8 protein-coding genes are annotated in these 11,659 nt (G+C 37.7%); all 8 read right to left on the reverse strand.

Annotation, left to right across the window (positions count from 1 at the left end):
• Window positions 1–7: 7 nt before the first annotated feature.
• The 8 genes from J7E63_RS07005 to cstA all read right to left on the reverse strand — a co-directional run bounded on the left by J7E63_RS07005 (window position 8) and on the right by cstA (window position 11,642).
• Complete coding sequence (locus tag J7E63_RS07005) at window positions 8–568, reverse strand: 4Fe-4S dicluster domain-containing protein (RefSeq protein ID WP_007086371.1); 561 nt, start codon at window positions 566–568, stop codon at window positions 8–10.
• Entirely contained in the window at window positions 569–2,758 is a 2,190-nt protein-coding gene (locus J7E63_RS07010; protein ID WP_215010798.1) for a molybdopterin oxidoreductase family protein, read from the reverse strand.
• On the reverse strand, window positions 2,745–3,827 hold the full coding sequence (locus tag J7E63_RS07015; RefSeq protein ID WP_215010799.1) for a hypothetical protein: 1,083 nt from the start codon (window positions 3,825–3,827) through the stop codon (window positions 2,745–2,747). The genes J7E63_RS07010 and J7E63_RS07015 overlap by 14 nt, the downstream gene beginning before the upstream one ends.
• Before the next feature lie 160 nt (window positions 3,828–3,987).
• Window positions 3,988–5,175, reverse strand: a complete 1,188-nt coding sequence (locus J7E63_RS07020; protein ID WP_215010800.1) for a hypothetical protein — start codon at window positions 5,173–5,175, stop codon at window positions 3,988–3,990.
• Window positions 5,176–5,320: 145 nt separating this feature from the next.
• Window positions 5,321–6,481 carry an HD-GYP domain-containing protein gene (locus J7E63_RS07025; RefSeq protein ID WP_215010801.1) on the reverse strand — a complete coding sequence of 387 codons (1,161 nt, stop codon included), beginning with the start codon at window positions 6,479–6,481 and terminating at the stop codon, window positions 5,321–5,323.
• A gap of 200 nt (window positions 6,482–6,681) precedes the next feature.
• Entirely contained in the window at window positions 6,682–7,929 is a 1,248-nt protein-coding gene (locus J7E63_RS07030) for an ATP-binding protein (RefSeq protein WP_215010802.1), read from the reverse strand.
• Between the two features lie 181 nt (window positions 7,930–8,110).
• The gene (gene bcaP / locus J7E63_RS07035) at window positions 8,111–9,526 is read right to left on the reverse strand and encodes a branched-chain amino acid transporter BcaP (protein ID WP_215010803.1); all 1,416 of its coding nucleotides are present in this window, start codon (window positions 9,524–9,526) and stop codon (window positions 8,111–8,113) included.
• 322 nt (window positions 9,527–9,848) lie between these two features.
• The gene (gene cstA / locus J7E63_RS07040; RefSeq protein ID WP_215010804.1) at window positions 9,849–11,642 is read right to left on the reverse strand and encodes a carbon starvation protein CstA; all 1,794 of its coding nucleotides are present in this window, start codon (window positions 11,640–11,642) and stop codon (window positions 9,849–9,851) included.
• Between the last annotated feature and the right edge of the window lie 17 nt (window positions 11,643–11,659).

Consider the following 11,659-nt stretch of genomic DNA (forward strand, 5'->3'; position numbering starts at 1 on the left):
ATCCCTCCTAAAACAATTTAGTGACGCCCTGCAGGATACCAGGAAGATTCACTTTTACATTTGTTTCGCCTTCTAAATAAGGCATACTTGTTACCCATTTACCGTTATCTAAGTTAAATTGCTTTTGTTTCGCTTCAATTTCTTCATCTGTCAGCCATTGTAATGTATTAGACGGGCAAACACTTGCACACATTGGCGGGATGCCATCCTTTGTACGGTCGATACAAAGATCGCACTTGTACATTAAATTTTGCTCAGTATCAAACTTCGGTATTCCATACGGGCAAGCAATTGTACAGTTTTGGCAGCCAATGCACTTTTCCACTAGAGCCGAGAGCACGGCACCCGTTTCATGGATTTGGATCGCCTGCGCTGGACAGCTTCTTGCACAAGCTGGATTCACACAGTGAAGGCACATCAGAGGCATCGTTTGACGGTTAACAAGCGGATTCACATCGTAAACATAGTTACGGTTACGTTCCTCATGCCCTCCGCACTGTGTACAAGCCGCCAAACAGGAGCGGCACCCTATACAGTTTTCAAGTTCGAGATATAGCCTCTTTTTCATTTACTGCACCTTCTTCATTTCTAGTTTTTCAATCTGAGCGGCACACGCTTTGAATTCCGGCATCCGTGACATAGGATCAAGCGCTGCAATTGTTAATAGATTAATAGATTTATCGTGACCAAAATGGTAGGGAACAAATACTGTATCTTTTCGAATGGCTTCAGTGATTTTCACTTGATACTCCGCTTCACCCCTACGAGTAAAGAGGCGAACAAATTCTTCGTGTTCAATGTTATATTTAGCAGCTGTTTCTGGATGTACTTCTACATACGGCTCTGGGCACATATCGCGCAAGAATTGGATTCGGCGGGTTTGGTTTCCAGAAAGATAATGATAGACGACACGTCCTGTTGTTAAGCGTAATGGATATTCCTCATCTGGCTCTTCAGCCGGCGGACGATATGGCAAGGCACAAATTTTTGCCTTTCCATCTGGATGATAGAACTTTTTATCTAAGAACATGTGGGGTGTTCCTGGATCATTTTCGTCTTTACATGGCCAAAAGACACCGTCTTGCTTTTCGATTTTATCCCATGTGATACCATAGTAATCGGCATAGCCGCCTTTAGAAGCTAAACGGAATTCATCCCCAACATCGCTTGCTGTTTTTAAATGTGAGAAGTATTTTCCTCTGCCTAGACGCTCACATAATTCCACTTGGATTTGCCAATCTGGTTTCGATTCTCCCAGCGGTTCTTGTGCCTTGTTAATTTTAATACAACGTCCTTCAAGGTTTGTTACTGTTCCTTCGTCTTCAGACCAAGTTGTCGTTGGAAGGATTACATCCGCAAACTCTGCTGATTCCGATAAGTAAAAGTCTGCACACACCATAAAGTCCAGATTTTTCATTTGTTCACGTACATAATTTAAGTTTGGAGCCGATACGGCTGGATTAGAGCAAAGCAGGTACAACCCACGAATTGTTTTCTGCTCCATTAATCCAAACATTTCATAAGCAGATACACCCTCTTTTGGCATTTCTTCGGGCTCAATTCCCCACACTTTCGCAACTGCCTTCACGTGCTCTGGATTTGTGATTTTACGATAACCAGGAAGAGCATCTGCTTTTTGTCCGTGCTCGCGGCCGCCTTGACCGTTCCCTTGACCAGTAAATGTAGCAACTCCTGCTTTCGGGCGGCCAATTTTCCCTGTGACTAAGGCCATGTTTGTGTATGCGGATACGTTATCAACACCTTTATGCTGTTGCTCAATTCCTCGTGCAAACATGACAATGGCATTTGGTGCTTTACCATAGATTTCTGCTGCACGAATGATTTTTTCTGGTGCAACCCCAGTAAGCTCACTCGTATATTCTGGTGTAAATTCTTTTACCAATTCTTTTGTTTCTTCAAAGCCATTTGTATGGTTATTTACGAATTCTTCATCCGCATAGCCATTTTGAATAAGTAAGTTTAGAATTCCATTGGCAAGGGCTAAGTCTGTTCCAGGTCTTAAATCTAAGTGAACATCTGCTCTCCTGGCAATCGGTGTCTCTCGCGGGTCTGCTACAATTAAGTAGCCTCCTCTTTCCTGGACTGCCCACACTCGGAACATGGAAGTTGGGTGACATTCTGCTGTATTGCTTCCTGCAATAAACAAGCAATCCGTTTCATGAAGATCGGTCCAAGGCAGGGTTGATCCTCGGTCGACTCCAAGGGATCTCAGAAAGCCACCTGCGGCACTTGCCATACAGAATCGGCCGTTGTAATCAATGTAACGAGTCTGTAAGCCTACACGGGCAAACTTTCCAGATAAATAACACTTTTCGTTTGTCATCGAAACACCGCTATAGACACTAAGCGAATCCTTACCATAATTTTTTTGAAGCTCTTGAAATTTTTTCACGATTAAATCATAGGCTTCATCCCAGGTTGCCTCACGAAATCCATCTTTTGTTCCCTTTAGTGATGCATCATCACGAATTAGTGGTTTTAAAATCCGATCATCATGGTTGGTTTGCTGGTAAGCAGTAACCCCTTTGGGACACATTTTTCCAACGGTTACTGGCCAGTCATATCGAGGCTCCACCCCAATTATTTTATTTGTTTTTGTATTTACCCGTAAATTCATCCCGCATTGCATCCCGCAATAACTGCAATGCGTTTTTACGAGCGTTTCATTCGGATGACGAACATTTTCGACTTCTTTGAAAAATTTATCTCTTGGGTTTCGAAAATTATCCTTTTGCATTCTGGTTTGCCTCCTTGACCTTCACTTGATGAGTTGCGAAGCCTGAGAATCTTGAAATTCTATATTTTCTGCGACATGGCAGGCATAGTTCAGCAAGATTAAAGCCATCTTGCATATTGAAATCGATCTCGTTAGCGCCTAATACTTGAATAACATCACTAGATTGTTCCACTGATACAAAATGATCGCCGCACACCTTACATTTCTTCATTTGCTGCTCAGCATAATGTTCACGGTAATTTCTTGCGAATACACTCATTGGACGGAATGGAATATGTGCTAACTTTCCAAACGGTAGATAAATTAACGTGACGATTACGGAAAATTGGTGAATCAGTGACATTTGCGGCTGCATCCAGCCATGCATGACAATGTTTTGAAAGGTTAGTAAAAGCCCGGTTACAGAGATAAATAACAATAGATAAAGTGGTAAAAAATCATACATGAATTTTTGTTCTGCTCTCGCCTGCATGTTACCTAAGCGACGGTAAAGTGCCATGCACACACCCGCAGTCACCATGATAGCTGCAATATTCAGTGCATTATAGGAGAACCATGCAATAATTCCTTCGGCTTTAACCTGCATGACGTTCATTCCAAATAACACGATCGTATAGTAACCATTGTCTTCCATCGTAAAATACATCCAGCTGAATACGAGCGGAAAGGTCACCAAGCACGCAAGGACACAGCCACAACCGATTAAAATATGCTGTACCCATCGGTAAATCCCGCGATTTCGGATAAAATCGTAAATGGCTAAATGATTAACAGCCGTTTTCGGAGTACTTTTTCGAAATAAAAGCTTCAAGCCTTTTTTAATAAAAATCTTGGTCGGTGGTCTCTCGCCCCAAGCAATAAAGCGGTAGAAAAATCCGCCGATAAAGACGATTGTTCCAACCATATATCCATAAAGATTCAAGTCAACGTGCGTGAACATTCTTGTGCCAATAAACGTTAAAATGGCCAGTCCGGCAATAGTTAAAAACATTGATTTAGCAAAATGTGAAGCAAAGGCATCATTGACCGAGCTTCCTGTTTTTTTATTTGTAGCAATATTTGATTGCATCCTCTAGTCCCTCCTAAAAAAATAACACCACCGTTTTTCTTACTCTTATTGTAAGAAAAACGGTGGTGTTATAAATATCAGGGAGTTCCCCTATCATGGAAGGGAAAAACCCTTAGAAATATTATTTTAGACAAATGTTTGTCACATCTAGTATTAAGACCTATCTTTGAGTGTACTTTTTTCGCCAGGAATACAAAAGTAACAGCAGGAAGATTGAGACCTGAAGTGAGAAAACTACTGCATCCCAGAAAGCAAGACTTGTTGGACCCTTTACAAAACCAGGAAGTAGCTGTTTTCCTGCATGAGAAACTTCCGGGATATAATAAATCGAATATAGAGCAATGGTTACTGCAATCCCTAGCAAATAAAAAATAGAATAAATGAAAATCGTTTTTCTCTCGCCAGAAAAGACAACGTCTTCCTGCATTTTGATTTTTAAAAATGGAAGTCGCTTTAAAATTGTCTGAAGTGCATTTTCCATTAGATTGTAGCAGCCGGACATATTTTCAAAGACAAAATATAGGTCAGTTTTCATATAAAAACAGCATTGAAAGATTATCCTCAAAACGATATCAAAAACAGCAAGGCTCATCAAACCGATGACAAGCTCTGGTCCGTTTGGAAACATAAACAAATATATAAGGGCCATAAAAAGGAGGACTGTATCAAAACAAATACCTGCTAAAAAAAGAATATTTCTGTCTTTAGGTGCTAATTTCCAAACCGACGACATATCCGTTTCAAGGACTACAAAAAACAGACGGTGTCCAACATTTACTTTTGTTGGAAGATTGTGTGCTCTCATGGCCAAAATATGACCAAACTCATGGATTAGCACGAGAAGAAACGTAAACGTCATCCACAAAAAGACATTCAGAACCATAACATCAAACACAAATATGTCTTCATGCTGAGGAAATAAAGTGGGATTCATTATAAAAAGGAGGATATTTAATACAAATAAAACAATATACAAAGGGTAAGAATACTTATTAAAAAAGAAATTTCCTATTTTGGGAGAAATCCATAAAAAACCTAAGGATATATTTTTCTCTTTCTTTATCTCACTATCAATGTTTGCCCCATTAATTTTTGCAACTAACTTCAACTCAAGTAGTTGTTCGGCAAAATTAATCAAGTCAATTTCTTCATTAGGATACTTTTCTATTAAGAATTTTTCAATTTCCTCTAATTTCAGTCCATTATTAATCATTTTGATTGCTTCAATGCATACCACAGGCATCTCATAGAAGTCACCAGATGCATTATCTTCAACAATATAGTTTTTTTTATCTCTGTGAACATTGATTGGAACTAACGAAAGAATCGAATCGAGTGTAAGCCTCATTTTAACACCCTTTACCTTATAAATTAATTACCATTAAAGAAGGATGCATAGCTTAACGCTAGCATCCCATTCAATCATGGTGTATATCCTACCCAAGAACACCACCAACATGTTGTTTTTACTTTCTTTAGCTTACGAATTTTCATCATTCTACCTCCTTAAGTAATTCCCACTTTTTTGTCCATGGATATTTTTCATGAAATTTGACCCATGCTGGGTAGACCCTTTTAAATACATCAACCAACATTGGATCAAATTGTGAACCCTTTCCCTCAATTATTCTTTGATAAGCTTCTTCAACCGGCATTGCTGCTCGATATGATCGTGAAGAGGTCATTGCATCAAAAGAATCTGCGATTGCAGTAACCCTGGCTAATAAAGGAATTTCTTCCTCTTTAAATTGATTAGGATAGCCTTTACCATCCCAGCGCTCATGATGTGAACGGATGACACAGATACTGTCGCTTATTCCCTCCACATCCTTTACGGCATCAGCACCGACCACGGGATGGGATTTTATGATTTCATATTCCTCGTTTGTTAGTTTCCCTGGTTTCATTAATATTTGATCGGGAATATGAACTTTGCCAATATCATGTAATAAACATGCATAATAGAAAGATTTTTGTTCTTCTTTTGAATATCCACCTAATTCTTGGACTAATAATAAGGCATAGCTAGCAACACGTTCACTATGTCCCCTTGTGTATGGATCTTTCAATTCTAGCGTGGCAATAACACCTTTTACAATTCCCTGTAACTGGTTGTCATACAAAGCACTAATCGCTCGAACATATCCTTGAAAACGGGCTAATAAATAGTATGACATAGCAGATAAAATAACAATTAATATACTCGCAATAGCAACATATGAGAGATTTAATATCATTCCAGTTAAAATGTATTTTGTAATAATACCTAGACTGACTGTCCAAAAAAATCTTCTACTAAGGAAAAGCGGCAATGATAAAATCAAAAACACTTCTACCACATTCCCGTTAGAGTAATGAATGTCACTACCGTAATAGGTTAAAATATCAACAATAAAAACAGTTAATACATAACTTATAAAAAACACATATTTAACCCAATATTGCTTATTCACCTTATTTAAGTAGATTGTGACTGGTATCAATATCAATAATACGAAATAGATGAGAAACCAAAAGTGGCTAGGGAAACCACTTTTCTTATCCGATATAAAAACAGGTAAAATATAATAATAAAAAAAATCATAACCAATCAAAATTATATAAAAAAATAATAGAAACCATTTTACGGTTCGTTGCTCTTCTTTCGGTATCATATAATCCTCCAGGTGTATAACACACAGGTGCCTAACTAATTTTGTGATAATTATAGGAAAAGATTAAAAAAGACTTTATCTCATTAGCCAGACAATAAGAAATTACAAAATCTATTAATTTTCAGTATTCCTCTACATTATATATCATCGGGAATACCCTTGAAACACTTTATTTTGATGAATTTTGTATAATTGTAGAACTATTTATCTATTTGTAGTATCGGTAATGTTACTATTACACTTGTTCCTTTATCAATAATACTATCTATTTTCATTTCACCTTTGTGATCCTTGATGATTTGATTTGTAACCATTAAACCTAAACCAGTTCCATCCTTTTTTGTAGTAAAAAACGGTTCTCCAAGATTAAGAATGTTCTCATCTGCAATTCCATCCCCTTCATCTTGTATTGAAACGGACATTCTGTGTTTTTCTAATACATTAACACGTATTTCTATCCTACCGCCCTCAGGCATTGCTTCGATTGCATTTTTTATCAAATTAATAAACACTTGCTTTAATTGTTTTTCATCACAATCAATAGGTGGTAATGGCCCCGCCATTATGGTCTCAACAGTGACTCCTTGTCTCTCAGCTTGTTGTTGCGTGATTGATAACGTATAAGCAATTACTTCTTCCATACTTGCTTTTTCAAATTTAATTACTTTAGGTTTGCCAATGTACATCAAATCATTGACAATTGAATTAATCCGGTCTATTTCTTGGATCATAATTGGATAAAAATCGTTCGTATTTGGATATCGTTCCTGCTGTAGCTGTGTAAAGCCCTTTAATGATGAAAGGGGATTACGTATTTCATGGCCGATTGCCGCAGCCATTTGACCAATAACAGCCAGCTTTTCTTTTTGTCGTAGTTCTTCGTAAACGGTTGTCAAGGTTTGAATATAGGAATTAAAGCGTATCACTAAAATATAGGCTATCACTGATAAGATGACATAGATAACTGTTGGAATTAATACGTTTAAATCTTGTAAAATTATTCCTAACAATAATTCCTTCCCTATCATCCCCAACGAAACAACCCAGAAGTATTTTTTATTTACAAAAATAGGACTAAATAGAACAAATAATACTTCCACGATATTTCCTGCAGCATAAGAAGCTGTCGTTCCTAAAATTTCTAAAAGGGTGTCCAAAATATCAATACCAATATAGCTAATGATGTAGATATATTTAACAATGTAAGGATTTCCCTTTTTAATAAAGTAAATAGCAATCGGCAACAAAGCAAGGATTAATATATATAACCAAATTCCCAGACCAACTCTCTCTGTATTAAATTGACTTTCCTGGTCATTTAAGTGAGGTCTAATATATTTATAGAAAATATCAAACGAATAAAACATAAAGTAAAATAACCATAAAAACAGTGTTATTGCCTTTCTCTCTTCAAATAAAAGCTTCGTATTGTTGATGCCTTCTTTCATGTTACTTTCTCCTCAATCTGATCATCTTGTATTAAATTAGATAAAAAACCTGCTCCTATTTTATCATCTTTCTTATGTTTAAATTACATTATTTTTGTAAAAGTGATAAATTTCGACATTTTTCGATAAACCAAACAAAAAAGGACTTACCTAGAGTAAGCCCCTTCTTTGTTTGATCCAATTAGTTAACTTTTTTCAACAAATCCACTGTTTTATTCAAGGTTGAATGTTTACGCCCATACCCGAAATAAACGAAAAGTCCGATCACAAGCCAAACTCCGAAGCTAATCCAAGTTGTTTTTGGTAACTGAATAATTAAATACCCGCAGAACACAAAAGCAAGAATTGGAATATAAGGTACAAATGGAACCCGGAAGCCTGTTTTAGGTGCTTGTTTATTTTTTCGAAGATATAAAATCCCCACTGAAACCGTCATAAAGGCAAAGAGAGTTCCGATATTTGTTAGTTCTGCAAGTTTGTTTAATGGAACTAAACCTGCAAAAATAGATACTAGTAAACAAATAATCCATGAATTCACCATTGGTGTTTGCTTGTTCTTATTAACTTTTGAAAATACCTTTGGCAATAGGCCATCACGGCTAATCGCATAAAATAAACGAGATTGTCCATAAAGTAAAACCAATAATACTGTTGTGATACCTGCAATTGCACCAAGTGAAATAAAACCAGCCACCCAATCCTGATGGATATAATTAAGAGCAAATGCAACTGGGTTTTTTACGCCTAACTCTTGGTAAGGAACGATTCCTGTTAGAATGGCAGAGACAGTAATATATAAAACCGTACATACTAGTAAAGATACGATAATACCAATTGGCATATTCTTTTGCGGATTTCTCACTTCTTCAGCTGCAGTTGATACGGCATCAAAGCCAATATAAGCAAAGAATACCGTTGCAGCACCAGCTGTCACACCTGAAAATCCAAACGGCATAAATGGCGTCCAGTTTGAAGGCTTTACATACCAAGCGCCCACACCGATAAATAACAAAACAACGACTAACTTTATAATTACCATAATCGTGTTAAAGCGAGCAGATTTCTTAACACCCTGTGTTAATAGCAACGTGATGATTACTAGGATAAGAATTGCCGGAACATCGATAAATGTGCCGTTTGCTGGATCATATGCACTTGTGATTGCTTTAGGAAAATGAATACCAAAGCCAGCGAGAAGGCCTTGTAAATACCCGGACCAACCACTAGCAACAGCAGATGATGCGAACCCGTATTCAAGGATTAAATCCCAGCCCAATATCCAAGCAATTATTTCACCAAAGGTAGCGTAGCTATACGTATACGCACTCCCTGAAACCGGTACAGTGGAAGCGAATTCCGCATAACATAGGGCAGCAAATACGCACGCCAATCCAGATAAAACAAAAGATAAAATAAGTGCGGGTCCTGCATGTTCTGCTGCTGCTACACCAGTTAATACAAATATTCCAGTACCTATAATAGCTCCAATTCCAAGCATGGATAAATCAAAGGCACCTAAATCTTTCTTTAAAATTACATCTTTTTGCCCAGCTTCTTGTATAAGATCCTTTATTGATTTTTTTCTAAATAAATTCATTGGTTTACCTCCACGAAATGATGACGGAATGTTCTGAAAAAACAGTTCGCTAAAAATGTATATCGAAATAATATAATTATTTTATCAAAAAAGCAATATTTTTCGAAAAATAAAACTATTTGAAGATTATTCCATGGAAATTAAGGTAATGGAAATGCTCCACCTTAATCTTTAATTAACTAGCAGAAACATTTTATTCAAAGGTTTCTACTATTCTGATATAATTATTATAATTCCCACTTTGACGAATATTCATTTCCTATATAACAAAAAAACAGATTCCTCGAAGAAATTGACTTCCGAGGTAATCTGTTTCGTTTTTTTAAGCTACATTTCTTTCAAGCTTAATCCGCGGTGAATTCCACATAGTGATCCATTTTCTAATAGCAGTCACCATAATAATCATACCAAGCACTAACATAATGATGGATAAAACCCCATTTAAAACACTATAGCCTGCTGCTTCAGAATTTAAATAAACATTTTTCACCATCCAGTAGCCCGCATAGTTTACAGTTACAAAGAGATAAGCGAGCGGTACCAAACATGTAAGCATATATCGTCGTTTATCAGCAATGCTCAGTATTACTGTTGCACCGATAATTAGACCGATGGATGCCATTAGTTGATTAGAAACACCAAACAGCGCCCAAACGGAGCCAATATCACCCGAGAAGAGTAGGTAACCCCACATAAAACATGCTAATGCACTGGCAAAAATTGAACCCGGAAGCCAATCTGTTTTCTTCAATGGCTTATAGAATTCACCGAAAAAGTCTTGGATTAAATAGCGAGCAACGCGTGTTCCAGAGTCAATGGCTGTTAAGATAAATACAGCTTCGAACATAATAACAAACTGGAAGAAGTAAGATGATAATTTTGCAAACCACGGAATGGCTGTGAAGACATAGGTCATACCTACTGCTAATGTCACCGCACCACCGGTTCTACCTTCAAGATTAATGCCAATTTCATTGGCAAGTTTCGGCAGCTCCTGCACTTGCATGCCAAGTGTTTTAAAGACTTCAGGTGTTGAGTTAATCGCAAAATAGTCTGCAGGCTGAAGGGCTGTTGCTGCAATCAATGCCATGATTCCAACCACACATTCTACAAGCATGGCGCCAAAACCAACCACTTTTATATCAGACCAACGATCAAGCATTTTAGGAGTCGTACCTGAACCTACGAAGGCATGGAAACCGGAGATCGCTCCACAGGCAATCGTAATTGAGATAAATGGCCATACAGGACCACCTAATACCGGACCTCCGCCTGATGTGAATTTTGTGAAAGCAGGCATCTCAATCGCAGGATTGATAATGAATACTCCGATGATAAGTGCAATAAATACGCCAATTTTCATAAAGCTGCTCAAGTAATCACGTGGTGCAAGTAAAAGCCATACTGGCAACGCTGCTGCAAAGAAAGCGTAAATTGGTAGAATAATAGCTAATGTTTTTGTATCTAATGTCAGCCAATCACCTAATACCGTATTTTGAATGGACGGACCAACAAACACTCCGACCATAACGAGAATAAAACCTATAGTAGATGTTAATTTCAAGTTGCCGGTTTTTTTATAAGCGATCCCAACAAACATCGCAATTGGAATCGTGATTCCCACTGAGAAGGTTCCCCATGGATTGTGTTCAAGTGCATGAAGAACAACCATTGAAAGACCTGCCATTGTGATGGTAATAATGAACAACATGGCAAGACCCGTACAAAAACCTGCAACAGGTCCAAGTTCATCCTTCGCTACTTCTGATAAGGACTTTCCTTTTTTTCTCATCGATGCAAATAGTACCACCGCATCATGAACTGCCCCACCAATAACAGCCCCAATCAACAGCCAGAGCAGACCAGGCAAGTAACCAAATTGCGCTGCAAGAATTGGACCTACAAGCGGGCCTGCCGCAGCGATTGCTGCAAAGTGATGACCAAATGTTACCCATTTATTGGTTGGGACATAGTCCTTACCATCGTTTAATTCATGTGCCGGTGTTTGCTTTGAATCATCTAATTTTAAAACCTTTGCCGCCATGAATGTTCCGTATAAACGATAAGCAATCATTAAAATACAGATCGAACCAATTACAATTGAAACCGCATTCATATTATTCTAACCTCCTA

The sequence above is a fragment of the Bacillus sp. ISL-75 genome, from assembly GCF_018613095.1.